Consider the following 25277-nt stretch of genomic DNA (forward strand, 5'->3'; position numbering starts at 1 on the left):
AAAATAACTATCATATACGAAATACACGAAGCGGAAGAGGGAGGCTCTCCAGCGTCGACAAGCGGTTCGCGAAAAGACGCAGCCAATCAATCACAGCAGATGAATTTCGACCTGCCCGTTCACCGCAAGACGGCAACGAAGCAGGACCAATCGTATGATCAGGAGGAAACACCATGACCAGTTTGAAATACCTGTTGCCGGCCCTGCTGCTGACAAGCAGCACAGCTTTCGCCGATGAGGCACTTTACAAGGATCTGCCGGGCGATCTTCCCGGCCTTTATATCGGCGCATCATCAGAAATGTTCCCGTCGGCCTATGATGATTTCAAGGTCGCCGATGGTGACTGGAAGTGGTGCCATTCGGAATCCTACCAGGGCAACCCCTGGCGCGTGACCGTCACCAACGAGCTCAAGCGTCTGGTCGAGGGTCTCAATGATTCCGGCATCAACGCCACGTTCGAAATTTCCGATTCGAACGGCGACGTCGGCCAGCAGATCAACCAGATCCGCACCTTCATCGACCGCAAGTGCACCGTCATCACCTCCATTGTCAGTTCCTCGACGGCGCTCAATGATGCCATCAAGGCAGCCTACGACGCGGGCATTCCGTTCATCACCGCGGCCGGTTCGGTCACCAGCCCCTATGCAATCAATGTCGATTCCAACTACTATCGTTGGGGCTATGACATGATCAACGCGATTGCCAAGACTGTTGGCGAAGACGCCACCATCATGATGGTCGAAGGTCTTGCCGGTCACCCGATCGTGCTGCAGGAAAAGGCAGGCGCCGACGCCGCTCTCGCCGAACATCCCGGCATCAAGGTTGCCCGTACTGTCAACGGCAACTGGACGGCCAATGTGACCAAGAGCGTACTGCTGCAGGCACTGGCCACCTATCCGGGCAAGGTCGATGCTGTCTGGACCACGGGTTCAGAATCGCGCACCGTCGCCGAAGCCTTCAAGCAGGCCGGACGCGACGCACCGTTGATCACCGGCTCGATGACCGGCGACGCGCTCGGCTACTGGAAAGAAAACCAGGACACCTACCGTTTCGAAGGCCATGGCGTGCTGCCGCACATGACAGCCCAGACCTTGTTCCGCGCTGCCGTGCGGGTGCTTCAGGGCCAGGCTCCGAAGCTCAACACGCTGATGGTGCCGCTGCCGGTGATCTCCAATGCCGATCTCGATGGTCTCTATGAAAGCTGCATGACACCGGATTCGGTTTCAGTGTTCCCGGTTCCCGCCAGCGATCCGCTGCCGGCCGCCGAAATGGACGGTTACTTCAAGAACCCTGCCCCCGTGCCGGGTTGGGACTATGCAAAGTCCCCCAAGGCTTGCAACTAACCACCTCCATAATCCGGTCCGGCCCAACAGGCCGGACCGGTGTTCGGGAATACAGCTCATGATGATTGTTGAAGGTCTCTCCAAGACCTATGGCGAAACCGTCGCGCTCAGCGATGTTTCGATCGATTTCAAATCCGGCACCGTGCATTGCGTGCTCGGCGAAAACGGTTCCGGCAAAAGCACGCTGGTCAAGATCCTGTCCGGCATTGTCACGCCTGACAGCGGCTCGATCCGGTTCGACGGCAAGCCGCTGCCCTTCGGCAGATTGCGCGACCTGATCGATCTTGGTTTTGCCACCGTGTTCCAGGAAGTGCTGATCGCACCTGACCGCAGTGTCGCCGATAACATCCTGCTCGGTCTCGACGGCCCGTTTCATCGCCGCATCAGCAAGGTCGAGCGGAAGCAGTTGATCGAAAAGGTTCTCGATACGCTGGGCGCCCGTCAGTTGCCGCTCGACATCGAGGCCGGCAAACTGCCGCTTGCCTCGCAACAAATCGTCGTTATCGCCCGCGCGCTTGCCCGCGATCCGAAAGTTCTCATTCTCGACGAGGCCACTGCTGCGCTCGACCATGGCGACCGCGAAGCCGTGTTCCAGATGATGGAGCGCATGGCTGCTGACGGCAAACTGGTGATCTTCATTTCCCACCGCATGGAGGAAGTCATGCGCTTGTCCGACGATGTATCGATCCTGCGCAGCGGCATGCATGCAGGCTCTTTTGCGCGAGGCAGCTTCACGGCCGCCGACCTGCTCGCAAAGATGGCCCCACCAGCCCGAGGTCTTGTTGAAGAAGGCACGGCACAATGAACCAAACCACCGCATCGCTCGAAACCGTCGACCTGGTCCATACAAAAGGCGCGTCACCGGTGACACTGAATTTTCCGGCCGGACAGATCATCTGCCTGGCCGGCCTTGATGGCCACGGCCAGGAACGATTTCTGGAAACCCTGGCAGGCTGGAACCGGCCGGTCTCGGGCGGCGTTTTCACGCCCGGTCAAACCGCCCGCGAAAAGCTGCGTGGCGGCCGTCACGCCAATCGACTGGGCGTTGCCTTTCTGCCGCGCGACCGGCGCGAGAATGGCATTTTCCCGACCCAGTCCATCCTCGACAATTTCGCCATCAGCTCGACCGGACGCGATACGCTGTTCGGTCTGATTAGTCCGCGCAAGCGCAATCGCCGTTTTGCCCACTATCAGCAATTGCTGGGGATTGTTGCCGATGATCCCCGCAATCCGATCACCTCGCTGTCGGGTGGCAACCAGCAAAAAGTGCTGGTCGCCCGGCTTCTGGCAGGCGAACCCCGCGTGTTGTTGCTCAACGATCCGACCCGTGGCGTCGATGTGGCTACCCGCACAATGCTCTACCGGCTGTTTCGCGATCTCGCCGCCAAGGGCATGACCCTGGTGATCGTCTCGACCGAAATCGAGGAAGCCATCAATCTCGCCGACCGGGTGATCGTTTTCCGCGATCAGGACATCTCGGTGGAATTGTCCGGCGAGCACAAGACCAATGCACGCGTGCTTGCGGGCATGTTCGGAGAGGCCGCATGAGCGTTTCAACCAGCACCCCACTTACCGATTCCGCAGCCTCCGGCCGTCAGCCGCTGACATTGCGGACCCTGATCGGCCGTATCGGTTTCGGCGGTACCATCCTGATCATCCTGCTGATCCTCAACATCTGGTTCAACCCTCAGCGGTTTGCACCCGCGGCCTGGGGCACCGTGATTGGTCTCGCCGCACCGCTGATCGGCGCAGCACTTGCCTCCAGTCCGTCGATCCTGTCGGGCCGCGGCGGGCTCGACATTTCCATCGGACCGCTGATGGGCTTCATCAATGTCATCATCGTCGTCTTCGTGATTGGCAAGGCGGGTTTGAGCGGACCGGTTCCGGTGATTGCCGCCAGCATGGCAATCGGCATTGCCTTTGGCGCCTTCAACGGCTTTCTGGTCACCATCCTGCGGATACAGCCAATTGTCGCCACGCTTGGCACCTTCCTCATTCTCGGCGGATTGACCACAACCCTGGTGCCCTCGCCCAGCGGCACCATTCCCGACTGGCTCAGGACCATGTCGGTCGGCTGGTCGATCCTGCCGCTCGTCGCCATCGGCGCCATCTGGCTGGCACTCTCCCGGCTTCCCTATATTGGCCTGCTGATGGCCTGCGGCAGTGACGACCGCGCCGCCTACACGTCCGGCGTCAATGTCACGCTGGTGCGGTTTCTCGCCTATGTGCTCGGTGGCCTGTTTGCAGGTTTCGCCGCACTTTCGCTGACCGCACTGATCGGTTCGGCCGACCCAAATATCGGCGCCAATTACACGCTGCTGGCAATTTCCGCGGTGGCGCTCGGCGGCATCAGTCTCGCCGGTGGGCGCGGCGGTCCGGTCAATGCCGTAACCGGCGCAGCGGCAATCTTCCTGCTGCAGAGCCTGCTGGTCTATTTCAATGTTTCCACCTTCATCCTGCAGATGGCCTACGGCACCATTCTGGTGATCGCCGTCTCCGCAACCCAGATTGAACGGTGGCTGTTTTCACGAGGAGGTCGGTCATGATCACCAGGATTGGCGCCGAATTCAAACGCAACCGGCTCTATGGCGCACTGGTAATGGTGGTCATCCTGCACCTGATCGGCATCGCCCTGATCGATGGCTACGGCTCGATCTTCACATTGCGGTCGATGCTGGTACTCAGCGCGCTGCTCGCCGTTGCTTCCGTCGGCCAGACGCTTGTCATCATTCTTGGCGGCATTGATCTGTCGATTCCGTTTGTGGTCGGCGTCGCCAATGTCGTGGCCGCCCAGCTTTATGGCGACGGCATGGACTTTGTGCTGGTGTTTGTCATTGTCTCGCTGCTGGCGATGGGCATCGGCGCCATCAACGGGCTGATTTCAGCAGGCCTCGGCGTTCATCCGCTGATTGTTACGCTCGGAGTCGGCACCGTATCGCTCGGCGCAGTTCAGCAATGGACCGGCGGCTTTCCATCTGGCAGCGCACCGCAGTTCATCTCCGATTTCGTCTCCATCGGCGGCACACTCGGCCCCTTGCCGTTCCCCGGCCTGGTGCCCGCCGTGTTCGTGCTGATTGCGCTGGTGGTTCTGGTGCTCAGGCGCACCACCTTTGGCCGCCAGCTCTACGCACTTGGCAGCAACCCGAGTGCTGCGCGCTATGCGCTCATCCGTCCGGTCTTCACCTGGACCGTGACATTTGCCATCAGCGGCTTCTTCTCGGGTCTCGCCGGCATCCTGCTGCTTGGTTTTTCCGGTTCGGCCTATGCCGGGGTCGGCGAGCCCTACCTGTTCCAGACCATCGCTGCGGTGGTGATTGGCGGCACCGCGCTGGTCGGTGGCTCCGGCTCCTATGTCGGCACTGCAATCGGCGCCGCGGTGCTGATCGAGGTCAACACCTTGCTCATCGGCCTGGGCTTCAATCCATCCGCGGTCCAGGCAGGCCTCGGGCTTGGCATTCTCGTTCTCGTCAGTCTCTATGGCCGTGAGCGTTCAGTGGCACAGGATATTTGACCATGACCATTTCCGATCTTTTCGTCAGCGGCTGCAATCACCCGACCGGCTATTTCGCCACCTCGAACTCGCCGGGCATCTCGATCTTTCGGATTGATGTGGCTCAGAAATCGGCTGAACTGCTGTCCCGCTTCGAGGAGATCGAGAACCCGACCTTCATGATCGCCAGCCCGGCGGGAGATCGGCTTTATGCGAGCAGCGAAATGCCATTGTGGGCCGAAGGTGCCCTCACCGGGTTTGCGCTCTCCCCCGATCACCGCACCATCACCAGATTGGGGCGCCAGTCTTCAGCCGGTTCGATCACGGCCCATCTCAGCCTGGATCGCACTGGGCGTTACGTGCTGATCAGCAATCATGGCTGGGATGAGGATCTCGGTGGCCGCGATCAGGCGCTGGCGCTTGTAGCCGTCGATGCGCAAACCGGCGTCGGCGATATCGTCGCCAGCGCCAAACAGACCGGCACAGGCCTGCAATTGCCGCGTCAGGGCCGCTCGCATCCCCATGCAGCACTGGCGACAGCAGATAACCGCCATATCGTCGTTTCAGATCTCGGTGCCGATGCCCTGATGGTCTACCGTTTTGAGGTCGAGACCGGCGCGATTGCGCTGGCGCATACGGTAGCACTCACCCCCGGCACCGGCCCGCGCCATATGGCGTTCTCCCATGACGGCGCGTTTTTGCATGTCTGCGGCGAACTCGATTCCTCGGTGACCAGCCTGCGGGTCGATCAGGCCTCGGGCGCTTTGGAGATCATCGGACGGTGTCGCACGATCCCGGCCGACTGGACCGATCTCAACCACACATCGGAACTGGCACTGGCGCCCTCGGGCCAGCATCTCTATGTCGCCAACCGCGGCCACGATTCGATCGCCCGCATCGCCATCGATCCGGTCACAGGCACACCGGACCTGGTCGATCATGTGGCCAGCGGCGGCAAAACCCCGCGCCATTTCGCTTCCGATCCCGATGGCCAGTTGCTGGCAGTCGCCAACCAGGACAGCGACCGCGTAAACTTTCTGGCGATCGCCGCCGATGACGCCCTGCAAGCTCTTGATTTCCACCTCGAGATTGGGACCCCGACCTGCGTCGGCTTTGTCCCGCGGGGAACATAACTTGATGAATAAGTCGGTCTGCGTCACCAACAACCCTGCAATTTGCAATGCCCGCCATTATCGGGCAAAGGCTTGGTCAGGTTTGATCGGACGAGGACGCCATGACCGACACTTCGGATACAGTTGACATGAAGAGCGGCAAATACACAGCTCCTGCTCTGTCCAAAGGGCTCGACATTCTGGAACTGCTGGCGTCCGATGCCGACGGCATGCGCAAGAGCGATATCGCCAAGGCGCTCGACCGCTCGATCAGCGAGATTTTCCGGATGCTGGCGGTGCTCACCGAGCGCGGCTACGTGTCATTTGAACCATCAACCGAGCGCTACGCGCTGACAACCAAACTATTCGAAATCGCCCACCGACACCCGCCGATCCGGCGGCTATCTTCGGTGGCGATCGAAACCATGCGCAAGCTGGCGCTCGAGGTCAACCAGTCGATCCATCTGGCAATTCAGCATGGCGACGACATTCTCATCATCGCCCAGGTTGATGCACCCGGCAACAATGTCACCAGTGTTCGGCTGGGCGCGCGTGTGCCCATGGAAGAGACTGCATCCGGCGCCATCCTGTTCAGCGCCCTGACGGAGAATGAGCAGAAAAAATTCCTGCAGCGCGCCAAGGATCGCGAAGCCAGCATTGTCGACTCCTTCCTGGTACACTTCGATGCCTTTCGGAAACGGGGTTACTGCCAAAGCCCATCTGCTGTGATCGAGGGTGTAATCAACATCTCGGTGCCACTGCGTGATTATTCCGGCGCTATCATCGCCGCCTTGACGATCCCGTTCGTCAACCGCTTGCGCACCCAGCATTTCGTCTCGCTCGAGGAAACCAGGGCATTGCTGATCGATGCCGGCCGCGAGGTTTCAGCGCTGCTGGGCAGCAACACCTTCGCTGGCGATCACGACAATAAATGATATATAAAATATACTTTCGCAGATGAAAGCTTTGCGCTAGACTGCCTCCAGCTCTGTGGAGGACTAAATGACTGATTCTGTTGTATTGAAGGGCATGACCTGGTCGGACCCGCGCGGATATGATCCGGTTGTGGCAGCGGCGAGCGCATTTGCCGAAACCCATCCAGGCGTTTCGATCGAGTGGGACAAACGCTCATTGCAGGGGTTTGAATCCACCCCGGTAGACGAACTCGCCGCCCGTTATGATCTGATGGTGATCGACCATCCCCATGTCGGCTCCGTCGCCGACCGCGGCTGCCTGCTGCCGTTTGAAAAATTCGCCAGCGAAGATGCCCTGGCCGAACTGGCCAATCACTCCGTCGGCCGCAGTTTCCAGAGCTACTTCCTGCATGGCCATCAATGGGCGCTGCCGATTGATGCGGCAACTCAGGTGCAGGCCCACCGGGCCGATCTGTCGCCACGGGTTCAAAACTGGAGCGATGTCATCCGCAAGGCCGAGGACGGACATGTCATCTGGCCGTTGCGTTCCCCGCACGTGCTGATGAACCTCTATACGCTCGCTGCCAATGTCGGCCATCCATGTGCGACGAGCTATGGCGACCTGATCGATCCGGAAACCGGCCGCCAGGTGCTCGAACAGCTGCGCGCCGTCGCCAAGCACATGGATGATGCCTTCTACGCGATGGATCCGATCGCGGTCCTTGATGAGCTTTCATCATCGGATCGCTATCACCTTTCGCCGCTTGTCTACCTCTACAAGGGCTATGCCAACGACGGCTACCGAAAGCACCGGATCCATTTCACCGACATGCCGGTACTGGGTCGCAACGGGCCTCTCGGATCGGCACTGGGCGGTACAGGCATGGCTGTTTCAGCCAAGACCGCGCACCCGCAATTATGCACGGAATTCGCGCTCTGGGTTGCCGGCGCCGAGTGTCAACGCGGCCTCTATGTCAAAGCCAACGGCCAACCCGGCAATGCGCTCGCCTGGAGCGACCCGGCCGTCAACGCCGAAACGCTCGACGCCTATTTCAACACAAGGCTGACCCACGAGACTGCATGGCTGAGACCGCGCCACGACGGCTATATGCGGTTCCAGGAAGAAGGCTCTGAAATTGTTGCCGACGCCCTGCGCGGCAAGCTGGAGCCGGATCAGGCGGTAACGCGCCTCAACGAGCGCTTTCGCGCCAGTTTCAACCGGGAGAGCAACTGATATGGCAACGTCCGATCTGCCGCTTGAAGGCGTGCGCATTCTCGATTTCAGCCAGTTCCTCGCCGGTCCCTATGCCTCGCTGAGGCTCGCCGATCTCGGCGCCGACGTGGTCAAGGTCGAACGCGCCGGCAAGGGTGACCTGTCGCGCTATCTTTATGTGTCCAATGTCTCGGTTGAGGGCGAAAGCACGATTTTCCACGCCATCAACCGCGGCAAGCGCTCGCTCGAGATCGACCTCAAGACCGACAGGGACCGGGCCAGCTTGCAAGATCTTGTCGCCGGCGCCGATATCATCATCCAGAATTTCCGCCCCGGCGTCATCGAACGGCTGGGCTTTGGCTATGAGGCCGTCAAGGCGCTCAACCCGAAAATCATCTATGGATCGATCAGCGGCTATGGCGCCGACACCGCCTGGAAAGAGTTGCCCGGGCAAGATCTTCTCACCCAGGCACGGTCCGGCGTAATGTGGCTCAGCGGCGGCGCCGACGACGGCCCCGTCGCCATCGGCCTGCCGGTGGCCGATATGCTCGCAGGCGCGGCACTCGCGCAAGGCATTCTGGCGCTCCTGTTCCGCCGCGAACGCACCGGCAAGGGTGGTCTGATCGAAACCAGCCTGCTTGAAGCCATCACCGATCTGCAATTCGAACTATTGACCACCCATCTCAATGATGGGGGCCGCAAGCCCGAACGGCAACGCGAAAACCCCGCACACGCCTATCTGGCCGCCCCCTATGGCGTCTACCGGACCGCCGACGGACACATTGCACTGGGCATGAACGATCTCGCCGAATTATGGACCCATTTCGGCGTTGAGGGACCGCTTGCCGGGCTTGACCCGTTCGTCGACCGCGACACCATCTCCGCCGCACTCGGGGCAGCCTTGGCCAAGCAGACAACCGATCACTGGATGAGAATTGCCATGGCGCAGGATTTCTGGGCGGCGCCGGTGCTAAGCTGGGACGAGACGCTGGCGTCGGGCGTACTGCAGGATCTCGACATGCTGCATTCGGTGGCGCTCAAGAACGGACCGCTGCATACCACCGCGATCCCGATGCGGATTGACGGCACACGGCCGAAATCAACATTGGCAGCACCACAACTGGGCACCGCCAACGCGCTGCTCGATACCGGCTGGAGCTGAAACCCAGCTCCGGCGCGTCTATCAGTCCTTGAAACGCTGAAGATGCCTGAGCGCCACGCAGGCCGCGCCAAAGCCGTTGTCGATATTGACGACGCTCAATCCCGCCGCACAACTGGCAAGCATCGCGCTGAGCGCCGTCTCGCCGCCCCTGGCAGCCCCATAGCCGGTCGAGGTCGGCACCCCGATCACCACCGATGACACCTGCCCGGCCACCACGCTTGCCAGCGCCGCATCCATGCCAGCCACCAGAATCACCACTCGATGGGCGGAAATCTCGGGCAGCCGAGCAATAAGCCGGTGCAAGCCGGCAACGCCAACATCGAAAATCATGGTGCTGGCAGCGCCATGGAACGCCAGCGTTCGCGCCGCCTCATGCGCCACACCAGCGTCAGAAGTTCCTGCGGTAACGATGCAGATCTCCGCCGCGTCCAGGCAAGCTACATTCTCCCCGACAAAACCGGTCCGCGACACCGCATGGTAGTCAAGCATCGGCAGGGAGGCAGCCAGTTCCGGTTCGAGCCGGGTAAGCAGGCAGCGGGCGCCCCGCGCCTGCACCTGCTCGACGATGGCCCTGATCTGGGCTTCGCTCTTGCCTGCACACAACACAGCCTCGCCAATGCCGATACGTGCGGTGCGGCCCCAGTCAAACTCGATTTCATCGTTCATCGGCCGCTCACGACGCCGCGCGCAAAAACGCGCTTCCCATCCGGTAGGCGCCGAGTTTGACGCTGCGCCCGGCCAGTTCGGAAACCTCAGCCTCGAACTGGGCGCGGCGTTGCTCGTCCAGTCCCCCGAGCGCTTCCCGGTCAATCTCTATGCCTATGCCTTCGGCCCGGATCCGGCACCTTACCGTGGCCACCGGATAACGCAGGCGTACATGCTGCTCGATCCGGTCGATCAGCAGCAATTCCTCGGCAGTGATCGGCAATCCGGTTTCCACCCGGCTCGACAGGCACGGAGAGGCCGGTAATTGTGCGGCCTCCGCGAGTCCGAGATTTTTCGCCAGCGCCCGCACCGCATCCTTGGTCATGCCTGCTTCGACGAAGGGATGCCGGACATCGTGGTCTTTTGCTGCCTCCAGACCGGGACGCCAGTCAGACAGATCGTCCTGGTTGGTGCCCGACAGCAATTGCCCATCGGTGACTTCGCTCATCGTGCCGTAAAGACTGGATTTGCAGAAGAAGCAGCGATTGGCCGGATTGGCCAGATAACCGGGATTTGAAAATTCGCCGGCATCGATCAGTTGCAGCGACCATCCCCGCTCTGCCGCCATCTGCCTTACCCGCGCCGTTGCCGCCTGCGGTACCGCCGGGGAGACAGCATGGATCATTTCCGCTGATTGGTGCAAATTGGCCGCAAAAGCGGCCAGCGTCAGGCTGTCGACCCCGCCACTGACGGCAATCACCGGGTGCGGCATTGACAGGATGATCTTGGCCAATTGATCCGAATACACTTCACTCATTGTCTTCCGCCTTCCGACGCAACGCCTCACGTCCGGCGTGATCCTCACTGTTGCGGGCGATATCGTCAAATTCGGCCTTGCGCGTCACAGTGTCGCCGCGCTGCGCGAGCTTGACCCGCACACCCTCACGCTCGGTCTGCTCGCGCGGCAATACATGACGCTGCACCGTCTGCTCGCGAATACCCAGCGTTGTGGTCTGCGCAAAAATCGCCGCGCAGATGGTATCCCGCGCATAGGGTTCGGCGAGCACCTGCAGCGATACCACCATCCGGCCTTTCTTGCCGAGACAGGGGATCTGCGTGACATCGCGCACGCCCGGCGTAGCCCTGATGATTTCGACGCCATGGGCCAGGTCTTCACCGGTCTGGTCGTCGATCTCACAAGCCAGAAGCAGCATCTGCTCCTCGCCAGTTTGGTCAGCGCCAAGCAGCTCGATCACCCGCAAGGCATTCGGGCGATCGGGCAAGGTGCGGAAGCCAAACCCGGTGCCGGTGCGGCTCATCACCCGGTTGCCCGCAGGGGCGCCGGATCCGGCCGGCATCATCGTGCGCAGATGTGCGAGGATGGCTGCTCCGGTGGGCGTCACCCGTTCGCCGCTCACCCCGTCGTCGCACATCACAAACCCCTTGAGCAGACGCGCCGTGGCCGGCGCCGGAACCGGCATCACACCATGTTCGGTGTTGACAGTTCCACCGCCCAGCGGCAACGCGCCAACCGACCAGCTGTGAGCCCCCGACGCATCGATCAGGTAGCCGGCGAGCGCGATATCGAGGATCGAATCCGCCGCGCCGACCTCATGGAAATGAATGGCGACGATCGATTTGCCATGCACCTCGGCTTCCGCCTGGGCCAACCGGGTGAAGATTTCGCAGGCGATCGAACAGGCGGCCTCGGGCAGAACATCACAGCCTTCGAGCATCGCCAGAATGTCCGGCAAATGGCGGGCGTGGGTGCCTGGTCTGCAGCGCACCATCAGCCGGGCACCGGCAAACCCTCCGACCGGGTTGCGGTCAAGGCTGACGTCAGCCTCGGAGCCCAGAAGAGCCGCGGCGATATCGAGCGCCGCCGGTTCCAGTTCGGGCATCAGGTCCAGCAATGCGGCGGCAAACATGTCGCCGGCTATTCCCCCCACCGGATCGAGGTGAAGGTGCCGCATTTTACTCACTCGGCGGCCTCGTGAAATGGCACCACATAGGGCCCTTCCGGCACCACCGCCAGTTCACGCAACCCGGTGCGCGCCAGAACCAGCCGGACAGCGGTATTGAGGTCATCGTGACACTCGACCCCGGTAACGGCGCGGTCCTGCTCGCTCAGTTCCGGCGCAACCAGCACGATGGTGCCCAGCCGCATCGGCTTTAGCTGCATCTCGGTCTGCCACTCGTCGATATCGGCAAAATCCTTCTTGAGCAGCGTTTTCAAAAACGCATCCGGCCCCAGCGTGACCAGCCGTTGCTGAGCTGCGCGGAATTCGTCCGAGCCGATACCCTCGCCGCATTCGGAAACGATCATCAGCGTGCCGCCCTCGGCCAGAATATCGATCGGCGTCACCATGCCCTTGACCGTCTGATAATAGGTGCGGTCGAGCGGATAACCGGCGGCACTGGTGACAACCATGCCAAACTTGCGCGGCACCTTCACCTCGATCGAATCGCGCACGAAATCGACCGCTGCCATATGACTTTCGATGATCTCGCCAAAGCTCGCAAAAATCAGGTTACGATGCTCATCGAGCACCGTGTTGAGCCCATAGATGGTGCCGCCCAGCATGCGCACGATCTCAAGCTGCTCCTCGTGCAAAGGGTTGTTATCAAGATTGCAGCTCGAGGCCGCCGGATCTTCCATGAACCGCGCCGAATGAAAGGTACGGATGGTAGAATGATGGGCCACGCCCGGGGCAATCACCTTGCGGCCACCGGAATAGCCGGCCATGAAATGCGGCTCCACCAGCCCGGTGGCAATACGGATATCGGCCTCGACGAAACGCTTGTCGATCCCCACCGGCACCCCGCGTCCCGGCGTCGTGCCCAGCATCACATGATCGGCGTCCTCGCGGGCATAGTGATTGACGCAGGCCACGTTTTCCAAAACCCAACGGTCGCCGACAAGCTCTGCCAGCTCATCGCCGAGATTTGGCCGGTGCAGCCCGGTTGCCACCAGCACGGTGATGCCCGAGAGCGGCACGCCGGCCGCCGTCAGCTGTTCGATCACAGGACGCAGGAACAGCCGGTTGGGCACCGGCCGTGTAATGTCGCAGATCAGGATACAGGCAGTCTTGGCACCCCGACCGGCTTCGCTCAGCGGTGCGGCGGAAATCGGGTTCGCCAACACCATCTCGATCACCCGCGCCGGATCGTCCGGCACGGGCAATGGTTTCTTGCGGATAATTGTCGTCTCGATACCAGCGGGAACATCCAGCATCATGCCGCTTTGGCCGTAGGCGAGCTCAATCTGCATGAACCTGTCCCTTCCCGCTTGTCGGCTTAGGCGTCCGCGACCACGTCCTGACGCTGCGCGCCAAGACCTTCAATGCCAAGTTCGACAACATCGCCAGGCTTGAGATATTGCTGCGGCTTCATGCCCATGCCGACGCCCGGAGGTGTACCGGTGGAAATGATATCGCCGGGATGCAGTGTGAAGAATTGACTGAGATAGCTGATCAGGTGAGCAACGCCGTAGACCATGGTCTTCGACGAGCCGTCCTGCATCCGCTTGCCATTGACATCGAGCCACATGCCCAGGTTCTGGGGATCAGCCACTTCGTCCGGCGTCACCAGCCAGGGGCCGATCTGGCCGAAATTGTCGCACGACTTGCCCTTGGTCCACTGCCCGGCCCGCTCGGCCTGGAAGGCGCGTTCGGAAACGTCGTTGATGACGCAATAGCCGGCAACATGGTTCAGCGCGTCGGCTTCGGAGAGGTATTTTCCAGGCTTGCCGATGACCACGCCGAGTTCGACTTCCCAGTCGGTCTTTTCCGCACCGCGCGGCACGATGATCGGATCATTGGGGCCGCAAATGGAGCTGGTGGCCTTCATGAAGATCACAGGCTCCGGTGGCACTTGCATACCGGTTTCGGCAGCGTGGTCGGAATAGTTCAGGCCGATGCAGATGAACTTGCCGGTTCCGGCGACACAGGCGCCAAACCGCGGCGATCCCTCGACCAGCGGCAGGCTCTCGATGTCGACGGATTTGAGCGCGTCGAGATCGCTCAGCGCGGCACCCGACAAGTCCGAAACCTTGCCGGAAAGGTCCCGGATATTGCCATTTTTGTCCAGAACGCCGGGCTTTTCCTGACCCGCCTCACCAAAACGCACGAATTTCATACCATTCTCCTGTTGAAACACAGACCCTGCCGTCAGCTCTGACAGCAGGCCCTCCATGGTGTTGCCCGCGCGCGCAGCATTATCCGAACGCCGACTCCCACGGGCAAAATACACATTCCTTCGCTTTTTGCAGGTACGGAATCTGTTCCGCTACCCGCAAAAAGTCGATGTCCAGGTTGGCCAGGGCCGAATGCAAACATCCGGCCGAGATCGCTAGGTGGTCCAACCGCCGTCGATCACATGCAACTGGCCGGTCGTGAAGCCAGCCTCGTCACTGGCCAGATAGGTGGCAAGCGCTGCAATCTCTTCAGGCTTGCCGAGTCGGCCCATCGGTTGGCGATCAAGAAACGCCTTGCGGGCGGTTTCATAATCACCCTGGGCGCGCATCCGATCTTCCAGCGATGGGCTTTCGACCGTCCCCGGACAGATCGCATTGCACCGGACACCCTGCTTGATGAAATCGGCCGCGACCGACTTTGTCAGCCCCGCAACCGCCGCCTTGGTGGCGCTGTAGGTAAACCGGTTTGGCGGTCCGGTCACCGCACCGGCCACCGACGAGATATTGACGATCGAGCCGCCACCGGCGGCGAGCATGCCCGGCAGAACAGCTCGGATCATGTGAAACATCGATTTGACGTTGAGGTTGAACGCGAAATCCCATTCTTCCTCGGTCGCGTCGAGAATCGAGCCGGCATGAACGAATCCTGCGCAGTTAAACAGCACGTCTATCTGGCCAATCTCGGCCACCAGCGCTGCGATCGCCGCCTTGTCGGTGGCGTCGAGCTTGCGGGTTTCAATTCCCGGCTCGCCTTGCAGCGCGGCGAGCGCCTTCTCGTTTACATCGGTTGCAATCACACGGGCGCCTTCCTGTCCCATGCGCAGCGCCGTGGCCTTGCCGATACCCTGAGCGCTTGCCGTTGCAAGAACGGTCTTGCCTTTCAGTCTTTGCATTTGTTTCTCCAGAAACTTGACCTACGCAGCCGGAAGGCAGGCGGGTCCGATTGGGTCGAAGGATTTATACGTCAGAATGAATTCCCGGTGTCCCAGGGCTTCTGATTTTGTGGGCTGACCCGACGCCACATTGACGACAGTGTCATAGATCTCGCGCCCGACCTGATCAAGGGTGGCCTGGCCTTCGATGATCGCGCCGGCATTGACATCCATGTCGTCGCTCATCGCGTTCCAGGTGTCGGGGTTGGCGCAAATCTTGATGACCGGCGAGATTGCCGATCCCACCACCGAGCCGCGCCCGGTAACAAATAGCGTCAGATGCGCGCCGCTCGCAATCATCTCGACGATTTCGGCGTTATCGGAAATATTGGGAAACCCGAAGCGCACTTCGCCATCGGGTACCACATCCATCAGATAAAGCCCGCCGCGCGGCGGCACGTCGCCCGGCTTGATCAGGCCGGAAATCGGCGAGTCACCGGATTTGACATAGGCGCCGAGCGATTTTTCCTCGATTGTCGATAATCCGCCGGTGGCGTTGCCGGCGGCGAAGCTGCCATAGCCCAGCGTATCGTAATAATGCGCGGCCTTGGCCACGGCAGCGCGCAGCTCGTCGCCGAGCTCCGGCGTTTCGGCGCGCGCCGCCATCACTTCTTCGCAACCGATAAGTTCGCCGGTTTCCTCGAAGATGCAGGCAGCGCCCTGCTCTACCAGCAGGTCGAACGCCTTGCCTGCTGCGGGGTTTCCGCTAATACCGCTGGTGCCGTCCGAGCCGCCGCAGATGGTGCCAACTACCAGTTCGCTCATCGCCATCGGCGCACGCGGTACATCGGCAACCTGATCGAGTGCGTCCTTGACCCAGGCCCGACCCGCGGCAATCGATTTGGCCGTGCCCTTGTTCATCTGGATCACCAGCGTATTGACCGGTCGTCCCGAGGCTTCAACGGCATTGTGCAACCTCGGCTTGTTGAAGCTCTCGCATCCCAGTGAAACCAGCAGCGCGCCGGCGACATTGGGGTGGGTGCACAGCCGCTCCATCATTACCTGCGCGTACTCATTGGGAAAACAGCCGGGAAAGCCGATGACCTGAACATCCTGATCACGAAATTCCTGGGCGATTTCGGTGGCGACAAAATGTGCGCATTCGACCAGATAGGCGACCACAATCGTGTTGCGGATACCCTTCCGGCCGTCCTTGCGCTGGTACCCCATGATGCTGCCGGTCATGATGATTTCCTTTCCACGCCGTCGGTGTCGCGCAGCGAATAGGTCGGCGTATAGTCGCTACGGATATTGTGAACATGCACATGCCGCCCGACCGCGATGTCGGCGGTCGCACGGCCGATCGGCATTCCGTATTTGACGATGACATCACCGGCTGAAATCGGAGATGCGGCGATCTTGTGAGCCCGGGCGATGTTGTCGGTCAGCACCACATCGTGGCCACCAATGGAGATCGGAGTGCCGGCCTCCACCATTTTCAACGCCACCAGCACATTGTCTTCAGGGTGAAGTCGCAGAAAAGAATCCATCATGCAGCATCCTTCATGTCGACCAGTAGAATGTGATCAGTCGCCAGAACCGTTTCATCCTTCTGGTTGATGATTTCACAACGCTCGATCACCTGTCCCTTGCCGGGCCTTTTGGGATCCGGTTTCTTGTCGGAAATCGTCACTCTCGTGTGGATCGTGTCCCCGATGAAAACCGGCCGGATAAAGCGCAGCCGGTCGTAGCCATAGGAAAACGCGACCGGGTTGATGACGCTGGCGGTGAGCCCGATGCCGATTGAAAACACCATCGTGCCATGGGCGATGCGCTGACCGAACGGCAACGTCTTGCAGAACTCGGCATCAAGGTGATGGGGAAAGAAATCGCCGGTATGACCGGCATGAACCACGAAGTCCGTCTCTGTAATTGTGCGTCCCACCGTTTCGCGCGATGCACCAAGCTCGTAGTCTTCATAATAGATCTTCTCGGTATGCATATCTCAATCCTTGGTGGCCAGCGGCGTCGCCGGCGATGCGCTGCTCTGATAGGCGGCCGCGACCACTGCCATGGTGTACCAGGCATCCTCCACCCCAGAGACCAGTTCGTCCTCCTCGCCGGCGGCAAAGCGTTGCAGCTGAGCCATCCGGTGGGTAAAGGCGTCAGGAAACCAGGCGCCCTCGAGCGGAACCTGCTGCCATTCGCCACCGGTATTGAGCCACAATTCATCGGGCTCGCCGCGCGGGTAATCGAGATTGACCCCGAGCTTGACATAGGCAGCACCCTCAAGCCCACAGATGCGAAATTCGCAGGCCTGGAACTTGCGCCCGAAAGCGTGGTTGTGGTTGATCGAAAGCGCGCAACGCGTGCGCGCGCCATAATCGAGAATTGCGGCGGTTCGGGTCTGTGCGATCTTGGAGGAAGGATGGCCCAGGCTCTTGGCATGCACGCCTTCGGGGTTGCCGAGGATACTGCGGACGAAATCGAGATAGTGGATCGAGTGCAACGAGATCTCGACCCGCGGCGCGGTTTCCAGAAATTTCCACAGATGCCAAGGCGTATCGAGCGCCAGCCAGGCATCGAAATCCACCACTTCACCGAGCAGGCCCTTATCGATGGCATCGCGCAGCGCCAGCATCATCGGCGAAAACCGCAGCTGGAAATTGACAGCCGCACGCAATTTGCGCTCGCGGCAGATCTCCAGGATCTCCGTGGCACCGGCGAGATCGCTGCCCATCGGTTTTTGCAGCAGCACCGGAGAACCTTCAGGCAATTGCCGCAGAATGCCGGCATGGACGTCGGGCGGGGTCGCCAGATCAAACACCACACCTTGCTGTGCAGCCGCGGCCTCAGCCGTCTCGTAAGCGCTAACGCCCCACTTTTCGGCCAGCACCCGTGCCTTTTCGAAATCAGGATCGTAGATGCCGGCCACCGGAAAACCACCATTGCGATAGGCCGGCAGATGCGCGTCTGTAACAATCGAGCCGGCGCCGAAAATGACGATCGGCATTGCCTGCGCCGGACGCGGCCAGCTTTGCTTGAGTGCGGGCAAGGATGTTTTGTCAGTCATGGTGAAACACGTCCTCCATCATTGCCCACCACTCGCCTTCGGCGCGGCTTTCCAGCGGCACCTGAGCGGGCATGCAGACATCCCACCAGCGCTGGGTTTCCGGATCAGCCGCCATCTTCGCGGCGTCAGCGGCAAAATCCTCGCCGTGGTATTCCCAATAGCCAAACAGCAGGTTTTCCGGCTCGCGCAGGAAGATCGTGTAGTTGCGGATATTGCATTCGCTGATCTTGGCCAGCACGCCGGGCCAGACGTCAGCATGGAGCTTCTTGTACTCCGCAATCTTTTCGGGATTCAGCCCGATCACCATTCCCATTCGCTGCATGATATTGCTCCTAAGCCGAGATATCGATCGACATGCCATCGATCCTGGCAGCGGCGATGGCGTCCCAGTCCCAGGCGATGCCAAGGCCCGGTTCAGCCGAGGGGATCGCCCGCCCGTCCTTCATTTCCATGCCTTCGGTGGTGAGTGAATCAAGCTGCGGAATGTATTCCAGCCACGGCGCATTGGGGATCGCGCAGACCAGGCTCACATGCAGTTCCATCAGGAAATGCGGACATACCGGCACATTCTGCGCCTCGGCCATGTGGGCCACCTTGAGCCATGGCGTAATGCCGCCGATGCGGGCCACATCGACCTGGACGATCGAGGCGCCGCCCAGCGTCAGGTAATCCTTGAACTGGCTGATCGAATACATGCTCTCGCCAACCGCTATCGGCACACTGGTCGAGGCCGCAAGCCGCACATGCTCCATCACATCGTCGGCGGGCATGGGCTCCTCGAACCAGGCAATATCATGCCGCTCAAGCACCTTCGCGCGACGTGTGGCTTCAGCCCGCGAAAATGCCTGGTTGGCATCGGTCATGATCTCGTAGCCCGGGCCGACCGCCTCGCGCACGGCACGAAGGCGCGCGTCATCTTCGCTCAGATGCGGACGACCGATCTTGATCTTGGAGCCGGAAAAGCCTTGGGCCTGTGCCGCAAGCGCATCATCTACCAGCGCCTGGATTTCGATATGAAGCCAGCCGCCTTCGGTGGTGTACATCGGCACGCTGTCCTTGGCGCCACCGGCCATCTTGTAAAGCGGCAGCTTGGCGCGGCGGCAGCGCAGATCCCACAGCGCAGTGTCAACGGCAGCCAGCGCCAACGAAGTGATCGCGCCAACCGCGGTTGCGTGGGTTGAAAACAAGAGCCCTCGCCAGATCCGCTCGATGTTCTCCGCATCCTGCCCCAATAGCCGCGGTGCCAGCGTGTCGCGCAACAGCGACATAATCGCCGGTCCGCCCTGCCCGATGGTGTAGCTGTAACCGGTGCCGGTGGCGCCATCAGCATCGGTGATCCGCAGGATCGGCGTTTCCTGGCTTTCAAACGACTGGATGGCGTCGGTCCGCAAGACTTTCGGCTTGAGATCGACCATGAAAACTTCGACGCGTTCGATAATGGCCATGACTACCTCAGCGATTGTTCGGTTTCAGCATCAAACAGATGGCACTTGGCCAGATCGAGCTGGAAACGCAGCGTCTCGCCAATGGTGACAGGACGCGGGTTGAGCATCTTGGCCTGAACCTGCTCTCCGGCGATTTCGCCAAAGAGCAGCGTTTCCGCGCCAAGCGGTTCGGTCAACGACATCGTCATGTCGATCTCGGCGCTCTCGCTGCCCTGCGGCAGGGCATGGCCGATCGGCATCAGATTGTCAGCGCGGAAACCGAGCGTGACCTTGCGCCCGGGCTTCAGCCCCTTGAAGGCTGACGGCAGCGGCAGTTGCACGCCTTCCGCCATCTCAAGCGTGTCACCACCCGCAGCAATCGTGGCCGAAATCAGGTTCATCGGCGGTGATCCGATGAAGGTGGCGACGAAGGTGTTGACCGGGTTCTCGAACACTTCGAGCGGTGTGCCCTGCTGTTCGATAATGCCATCGCGCATGATGACGATACGATCGGCCAGCGTCATCGCTTCGACCTGATCGTGGGTCACATAGATGATGGTGGTCTTCACCTTGTGGTGCAGTTTCTTGATTTCGACCCGCATCTGCGCACGCAACTTGGCGTCGAGATTGGACAGCGGTTCGTCAAACAGGAACACGTCGGGATGGCGCACGATGGCGCGCCCCATGGCGACGCGCTGGCGCTGGCCACCGGATAGTTCGGAGGGCCGACGGTCGAGATACTCGTTGAGGCTCAGGATGGTTGCCGCCGCATGCACGGCTGCATCGATCTCTTCCTGTGTTTTCTTGGCGATCTTCAACGTGAAACCAAGATTTTCACGCACGGTCATATGCGGGTAGAGCGCATAATTCTGAAACACCATCGAGATGTTGCGCGCCCGCGGCGGCAGATCGTTGACCAGCGCGTCACCGATATAGACCTCGCCGCCAGAGATATCCTCCAGTCCGGCAATCATCCGCAGCGTGGTCGACTTGCCGCAACCGGAGGGACCGACCAGAACCACAAATTCTCCATGGGCGATGTCGAGGTCGATGCCATGCACGACGCGCAGCGAACCATATTTCTTTTCAACGTTTTTAAGGTGGACCTGAGCCATGACTATCCCTTGACGCCTCCGAATGTGAGGCCAGCAATGAGGTGTTTCTGGACGAGGAAGGTGAGGATCAGCGCCGGGATGATCATCACCACCGCAAGCGCCGACATCCCGCCCCAGTTCAACGTGAATTCCGAAGTGAAATCGAGCAGGCCAACCGGCATGGTCTTGGAATTGACCGACCGGGTGAGTTGGCTGGCCAGCGCATATTCGTTCCATGATGTCAGAAAGGCGAAGATGCCGGCCGAGGCAACCCCGGCCTTGGCTACTGGAAACTCGACCTTCCAGAACGCCTGCCAGCGGGTGCAGCCATCGATCTCAGCGGCTTCAGCCAGTTCCCGCGGCACCTGCCGGAAGAACCCGTCGATCAGCCAGATCGTGAACGGCACGTTCATGGCGACATAGGCCAAGATCAGCCCGAAATGGGTATCGATGATGCCGAGCCTGGCAAAAACGATGAACAGCGGCAGCGACAAGGCAATACCGGGCACTGCGCGGGTCAGCATCATGCCCACAAAGATCGCCGCCTTACCGCGGAACCGGTAGCGCGCGAACGCATAGCCACCGGCCATGCCGACCAGAATGGCAATGACAGTAGAGGTCACCGAGATGATCAACGAATTGGTGAAATAGCGGATCACCGGAATGCCGCCCTCGCCCGCAGCACCGAACATGGCGCGGTAGTGGTCGAGATTGAGCTCGTTGGGGATCCAGACCGGCGGTTTTGCCATGATCTCGACGGTTGGCCGAAACGAGTTCAGCACCACCCAGAGCCCGGGCAGGCAGATGATCGACATCGCGATAAACAGCGCCACGAAATGGGCGAGCTTCAATGCACGACGATTGAAACGGTGTTTGGCGTTGAGTTCCATCTGATCAGTCCCCCATTCCGACAACCTGCCGCGACGCACTGAGCTTGCGGAAGAAGAAGATGGTGAAGAAGATCGCCAGGACGATCGAGATATAGCCCATGGCGTTGGCCAGGCCCATCTTGGCATCGACATAGCCGGTCCGCGCCAGCATCGTCCAAATCAGCTCGGTACGATGCGCAGGCCCGCCATTGGTCATGATCTTGACGATGTCATAGGCTCGCGCCACATCGAGGCTGCGGATGGCGAGAGCAATGTTGATGAACGGCATGATGAACGGCAGCGTGATGTGCCGGAATGTCTGCCATGAGGTGCAGCCATCGACTTTGGCCGCTTCCAGCGGATCACGCGGGACCGCAAACAACCCGGCAAGGATGAGGATGGCAAAGACCGAGGTCGACATCCAGACTTCGGCAAAAATGATCGCGAACATCGCCAGCTTGCCATCGACCAGCCAGGGAATAGCGGCCTCGGTCAGCCCGAGCGACTGCAGCGCATTGTTCATCAACCCGATATTGTCGTTGAAGATGAACTTGAACTGGAAACCGACCAGGATCGGCGAAAACATCATTGGAAACATCATGATGGTGCGCAGGCCGCGCTGACCCCATGTCACCTTGTTGACCAGAAGCGCCAGTCCGAGCCCCAGCAACATCTCCACATTGAGCGCCACTGTCAGCAGAAAAACCGTGCGGCCAAAGGCCCACCAGAATCCCGCGTCACCGAACAGCCGCACGTAATTGCGCAGCCCGATCCAGGTGAAGATGCTCTCAGGCCTCGTCAGCCGGTAGGCTGTGAAGCTCGAATAGAAAGATAACACCAGCGGCACCAGCACGACTGCAGCCAGGATTATAAGAGCCGGCAATAATAGACTAAGCCAGGGCGGCAGTTTGAGCCGTCGCATCATCACGTCCCGTATCGCATGAGGAAAAAGGCGAAGCCGGCCACCATGTGCCCGGCTTCGCGAGGTCTTGGGAGACCCTAGTAGACGCCGTTATCCTGCATCATCTCGTCAACCGCTTCCGATGCATCTGCCAGAGCCTGATCGACGGTCTTGTCACCGAGGATAGCTGCCTGCAGTTCCGGGAAGATCAGGTTGCCCGCTTCGATCCAGTATGGTGTCGGCGGAACCGGAAACGCTGTCTTGGCGGTTTCCTGGAAAGCCTGCAGAACTTCGTTCTTGTAGGCATCATCCTTGGCCTGCTCGATCACGTAGTCCCACACAGCCGATCGTGTCGGCAGCGGACCTGCGCTTGATTCGAGCTTCTGGCTGTCCTCATTGGTCAGGAAATCCACCAGCGAAGCGGCTGCTTCCTTGTCGGCGCAAGCCTCGGTGACCGAGAAGCCATGGAAGCCGGACCAACCGGTCCGCACGCCGGCCGACCCCTTGGGTGCCGGCGCCACGCCAACATTGCCCGCCACCTTGGACGCCGACGGATCGTTGAAAAAGCCCGACCATCCCGGCCAATCCAGATTCAGCGCAATCGTGCCCGACGCAAAGCCGTTGCCAAGATCGTCCCACAGATAGTTGGTCGTGCCCGGAGGAACCGCGCCTGCCTTGTAGAGATCAACGAACCACTGCAACGCTTCCTTGCCGGCATCCGAGTTGAACGCAGGCGAGAAGTCATCGTTGAGCATCTTGCCGCCATTGGCGACGATCAGCTCATAGAATCGGCCATTGATCGCTTCATCCTTGCCCGCATATTGCGTGCCATAGAAATTCGGCGGATCGGCAAAGAACATAGCCTGTTCACGGAACTGGTCCCAGGTTTCAGGCGGGGCCAGATCATAGCCGTATTTTTCCTTGAACGCCGCAGCCTTGTCGGCGTCCTCATAGAGGCTCTTCTGGTAATACAGCGCCGAAACATCGAACTGCGCACGCGGCAGCATCACCAGCTTGCCATCCAGCGTCGCCGCAGCAATGTTGGCAGGCACAAATTCGGCCACTGTATCGGCCGGAATCAGCGCGGACAAATCCGTGTAAAGCGCCGGGTACTGCGAGGCGAATGACGAGTGGTTGGAGCCGACACACCAGCCGGTGGTGCCGGCAGCGAGATCGGATTTGAATTCCTTGTCCAGCTCGAAATGATTCTTCTTCGAGATGATCTGCACCGTGGCGCCGGTCTCTTTTTCCCACTCGGCGATACGGCTGTAGAGTTTTTCGTACTGCTCGCCGCCAATCAGTTTGGCTTCGAGCGTTATTCCATCAAACTGGCCTGCGCCGGCTGAGGCTGTGCTCAGCAACAACGCGGCAAGCGTAAGGTGCAAATGCGAACGTTTCATAATGTCCTCCCGATTCAAATCCTCTGGCGCGGCGTCACAACAAGCGCTTCCAATTCGCTAGAGATTTTTGTATGTAAACGTAACTTTCAAATATGGTCAAGGCAAATCTACCTCGACGAAAGGCGTACCGGCGATGTTTTTTGATACCCATCTGCATCTGATCGACATGGACAGGCTCGAATATCCTTGGCTTGATGAAGCACCGGCCCTGCGCGCCAATGCATCTTACGAGGACTACTCCCGCACTGCCCGCCGGGTCGGCATCACCCGTACATTGCACATGGAAGTCGATGTCGCACCGGCCCAGCAGATGGCCGAAACCGAAATGGTGGAGGAACTGATGGCTCTGCCCGACAGCCTGATCTGCGGCGCCATCGCATCCTGCCGGCCGGAAAACGAGGAGTTTCCGGCTTACCTGGAGAAAGTATTGCAACGCCCTGCCGTAAGGGGTCTGCGCCGGGTTTTGCATGTGGTGCCCGACGAAGTTTCCCGCCAGCCTCTGTTTCGCGCCAACCTCAACCGGCTCGCAACCACCCGCCTGACCTTCGATATGTGTTTTCTCGCCCGGCAATTACCAATTGCTGCGGAACTGGCCGACGCCTGCCCCGATGTAACCTTCGTACTCGATCACGGCGGCGTGCCCGATATTCGCGGCGGCGACCATGCCAACTGGGCCCGGGATCTGCGCGCATTGGCAAAGCGCCCCAATGTGATTGCCAAGGTTTCCGGCTTCATCGCCTATGCCGATCCCGACCGCTGGACGCTCAATGATCTGCGCCCCTATGTCGAAACGGTGATCGACGCCTTCGGATTCGAACGGCTGGTATGGGGCAGCGACAGCCCGGTCGTAACCCTGGGCGGCAGTATCGAGACATGGGTGGCTGCAACCCAGGCGTTGATCGCGGACTGCTCGGCTCGGGAGCGGGCGTTGCTGACCCATGAAAATGCCGAGAAACTGTGGCTGGCGGACTGACCGCCCGCAGCCACATCTTTCGAAAATCCCGAATCAGGCGACCTCGGTAGGCCGTCCGTAACGGTATTTCACCGTTTGCAGATGCTCGCAGTAGAGCACCAGTTCGTCCTCGCCCTTGAACACCTCGTAGCTCACCCGCACATTGCCGAGTTCATCGGTGCGCGGCGTTTTCTCGAGATTGGTACGCACCGTGTGGATGGTGTCGCCAATGAACACCGGCGCAATGAATCTGAGCCGGTCATAGCCGTAACTGAAGGCATTGATGTTGTTGTTGGCCATCAGGCCCAACCCGTAGGAGAACACCATCGCGCCGGCCACCAGCCGTCGCTTGAACATTCCATCCTCACGGGCAAAAATCTCGTCGGCAACATAGGGATGATTGTCCATCACCAGGCAATTGAAGCTCATCGCCTCGCCTTCCGAAATGGTCCTGCGGATCGAGCGGACTTTTTGGCCGACCTCGAACTCCTCGTACATCCAGGTTTCGACATTGTACAAAGGGATGTCGCGTTTTTCACTGTAGTAACCGTCTGCCATGGTGTCTGACCTCCTCGAAGCGCTTGACGTTATTCTTATATAAAACTAGTTTTCGCATAC

Annotated in this window: 27 protein-coding genes; 10 read left to right on the plus strand and 17 right to left on the minus strand. The window is 60.2% G+C overall.

The window, feature by feature from the left end; all coding sequences use genetic code 11:
* Positions 1–173 precede the first annotated feature (173 nt).
* From ACK6D9_RS14710 to ACK6D9_RS14750, 9 genes are all read left to right on the plus strand, one after another.
* Positions 174–1343, plus strand: a complete 1170-nt coding sequence (locus tag ACK6D9_RS14710) for a substrate-binding domain-containing protein (protein WP_412049073.1) — start codon at positions 174–176, stop codon at positions 1341–1343.
* A 58-nt stretch (positions 1344–1401) separates the two neighbouring features.
* Entirely contained in the window at positions 1402–2148 is a 747-nt protein-coding gene (locus tag ACK6D9_RS14715; RefSeq protein ID WP_322988995.1) for an ATP-binding cassette domain-containing protein, read from the plus strand.
* Positions 2145–2891, plus strand: a complete 747-nt coding sequence (locus tag ACK6D9_RS14720) for an ATP-binding cassette domain-containing protein (protein ID WP_412049074.1) — start codon at positions 2145–2147, stop codon at positions 2889–2891. Before ACK6D9_RS14715 ends, ACK6D9_RS14720 begins: the two co-directional genes overlap by 4 nt.
* Positions 2888–3889 (plus strand): ABC transporter permease, encoded by a 1002-nt coding sequence (locus tag ACK6D9_RS14725; protein WP_412049075.1) that lies wholly within the window; start codon positions 2888–2890, stop codon positions 3887–3889. The genes ACK6D9_RS14720 and ACK6D9_RS14725 overlap by 4 nt, the downstream gene beginning before the upstream one ends.
* Positions 3886–4854 (plus strand): ABC transporter permease, encoded by a 969-nt coding sequence (locus ACK6D9_RS14730; protein ID WP_412049076.1) that lies wholly within the window; start codon positions 3886–3888, stop codon positions 4852–4854. The genes ACK6D9_RS14725 and ACK6D9_RS14730 overlap by 4 nt, the downstream gene beginning before the upstream one ends.
* A 2-nt stretch (positions 4855–4856) precedes the next feature.
* Positions 4857–5966, plus strand: coding sequence for a lactonase family protein (locus ACK6D9_RS14735; RefSeq protein ID WP_412049077.1), 1110 nt, complete (start codon positions 4857–4859; stop codon positions 5964–5966).
* Positions 5967–6067: 101 nt separating this feature from the next.
* The gene (locus ACK6D9_RS14740; RefSeq protein WP_412049078.1) at positions 6068–6880 is read left to right on the plus strand and encodes an IclR family transcriptional regulator; all 813 of its coding nucleotides are present in this window, start codon (positions 6068–6070) and stop codon (positions 6878–6880) included.
* 67 nt (positions 6881–6947) lie between these two features.
* Positions 6948–8093, plus strand: a complete 1146-nt coding sequence (locus tag ACK6D9_RS14745; protein ID WP_412049079.1) for an extracellular solute-binding protein — start codon at positions 6948–6950, stop codon at positions 8091–8093.
* A gap of 1 nt (position 8094) precedes the next feature.
* Entirely contained in the window at positions 8095–9234 is a 1140-nt protein-coding gene (locus tag ACK6D9_RS14750) for a CaiB/BaiF CoA transferase family protein (RefSeq protein ID WP_412049080.1), read from the plus strand.
* 21 nt (positions 9235–9255) lie between these two features.
* Here the strand turns inward: ACK6D9_RS14750 and larB are convergent, their stop codons facing one another.
* The 16 genes from larB to ACK6D9_RS14830 form a co-directional block, all read right to left on the minus strand.
* Positions 9256–9900: a nickel pincer cofactor biosynthesis protein LarB gene (gene larB / locus ACK6D9_RS14755; protein ID WP_412049081.1), complete on the minus strand. Its 645-nt coding sequence runs from the start codon at positions 9898–9900 to the stop codon at positions 9256–9258.
* A 7-nt stretch (positions 9901–9907) separates the two neighbouring features.
* Positions 9908–10696, minus strand: a complete 789-nt coding sequence (locus tag ACK6D9_RS14760; protein WP_322989003.1) for an adenine nucleotide alpha hydrolase — start codon at positions 10694–10696, stop codon at positions 9908–9910.
* Positions 10689–11852 carry a LarC family nickel insertion protein gene (locus ACK6D9_RS14765; protein ID WP_412049082.1) on the minus strand — a complete coding sequence of 388 codons (1164 nt, stop codon included), beginning with the start codon at positions 11850–11852 and terminating at the stop codon, positions 10689–10691. The genes ACK6D9_RS14760 and ACK6D9_RS14765 overlap by 8 nt, the downstream gene beginning before the upstream one ends.
* Positions 11853–11857: 5 nt before the next feature.
* Complete coding sequence (gene larA / locus ACK6D9_RS14770; protein ID WP_412049083.1) at positions 11858–13150, minus strand: nickel-dependent lactate racemase; 1293 nt, start codon at positions 13148–13150, stop codon at positions 11858–11860.
* Between the two features lie 26 nt (positions 13151–13176).
* A complete protein-coding gene (locus ACK6D9_RS14775) occupies positions 13177–14016 on the minus strand; it encodes a fumarylacetoacetate hydrolase family protein (protein WP_412049084.1) in 840 nt (279 codons plus the stop codon).
* A 213-nt stretch (positions 14017–14229) separates the two neighbouring features.
* Positions 14230–14967, minus strand: a complete 738-nt coding sequence (locus ACK6D9_RS14780; protein WP_322990950.1) for an SDR family oxidoreductase — start codon at positions 14965–14967, stop codon at positions 14230–14232.
* A 21-nt stretch (positions 14968–14988) separates the two neighbouring features.
* Entirely contained in the window at positions 14989–16191 is a 1203-nt protein-coding gene (locus ACK6D9_RS14785; RefSeq protein WP_412049085.1) for a UxaA family hydrolase, read from the minus strand.
* A complete protein-coding gene (locus ACK6D9_RS14790) occupies positions 16188–16499 on the minus strand; it encodes a UxaA family hydrolase (protein WP_412049086.1) in 312 nt (103 codons plus the stop codon). The genes ACK6D9_RS14785 and ACK6D9_RS14790 overlap by 4 nt, the downstream gene beginning before the upstream one ends.
* Complete coding sequence (locus tag ACK6D9_RS14795; RefSeq protein WP_267652751.1) at positions 16496–16948, minus strand: MaoC family dehydratase; 453 nt, start codon at positions 16946–16948, stop codon at positions 16496–16498. Before ACK6D9_RS14795 ends, ACK6D9_RS14790 begins: the two co-directional genes overlap by 4 nt.
* Before the next feature lie 3 nt (positions 16949–16951).
* Positions 16952–18019, minus strand: a complete 1068-nt coding sequence (locus tag ACK6D9_RS14800; RefSeq protein ID WP_412049087.1) for a Gfo/Idh/MocA family protein — start codon at positions 18017–18019, stop codon at positions 16952–16954.
* On the minus strand, positions 18012–18341 hold the full coding sequence (locus ACK6D9_RS14805; protein WP_322989191.1) for an L-rhamnose mutarotase: 330 nt from the start codon (positions 18339–18341) through the stop codon (positions 18012–18014). The genes ACK6D9_RS14800 and ACK6D9_RS14805 overlap by 8 nt, the downstream gene beginning before the upstream one ends.
* 10 nt (positions 18342–18351) lie before the next feature.
* Positions 18352–19464: a mandelate racemase/muconate lactonizing enzyme family protein gene (locus ACK6D9_RS14810; RefSeq protein ID WP_412049088.1), complete on the minus strand. Its 1113-nt coding sequence runs from the start codon at positions 19462–19464 to the stop codon at positions 18352–18354.
* A 2-nt stretch (positions 19465–19466) separates the two neighbouring features.
* Positions 19467–20558 carry an ABC transporter ATP-binding protein gene (locus ACK6D9_RS14815; protein ID WP_412049089.1) on the minus strand — a complete coding sequence of 364 codons (1092 nt, stop codon included), beginning with the start codon at positions 20556–20558 and terminating at the stop codon, positions 19467–19469.
* Between the two features lie 2 nt (positions 20559–20560).
* Positions 20561–21427, minus strand: a complete 867-nt coding sequence (locus tag ACK6D9_RS14820; RefSeq protein ID WP_267656096.1) for a carbohydrate ABC transporter permease — start codon at positions 21425–21427, stop codon at positions 20561–20563.
* A 4-nt stretch (positions 21428–21431) separates the two neighbouring features.
* Positions 21432–22331 carry a sugar ABC transporter permease gene (locus ACK6D9_RS14825; RefSeq protein ID WP_322989189.1) on the minus strand — a complete coding sequence of 300 codons (900 nt, stop codon included), beginning with the start codon at positions 22329–22331 and terminating at the stop codon, positions 21432–21434.
* 74 nt (positions 22332–22405) lie between these two features.
* A complete protein-coding gene (locus ACK6D9_RS14830) occupies positions 22406–23707 on the minus strand; it encodes an ABC transporter substrate-binding protein (RefSeq protein ID WP_412049090.1) in 1302 nt (433 codons plus the stop codon).
* Between the two features lie 133 nt (positions 23708–23840).
* On the opposite strand from ACK6D9_RS14830, the gene ACK6D9_RS14835 reads away from it, so the two are divergent.
* On the plus strand, positions 23841–24680 hold the full coding sequence (locus ACK6D9_RS14835) for an amidohydrolase family protein (protein ID WP_412049091.1): 840 nt from the start codon (positions 23841–23843) through the stop codon (positions 24678–24680).
* Positions 24681–24713: 33 nt separating this feature from the next.
* Here ACK6D9_RS14835 and ACK6D9_RS14840 read toward each other — a convergent pair whose 3' ends face one another.
* On the minus strand, positions 24714–25217 hold the full coding sequence (locus ACK6D9_RS14840) for a MaoC family dehydratase (RefSeq protein ID WP_322989186.1): 504 nt from the start codon (positions 25215–25217) through the stop codon (positions 24714–24716).
* Positions 25218–25277 lie beyond the last annotated feature (60 nt).

The sequence above is a fragment of the Hoeflea sp. Naph1 genome (genome assembly GCF_046837775.1).
Classification (GTDB): domain Bacteria; phylum Pseudomonadota; class Alphaproteobacteria; order Rhizobiales; family Rhizobiaceae; genus Hoeflea.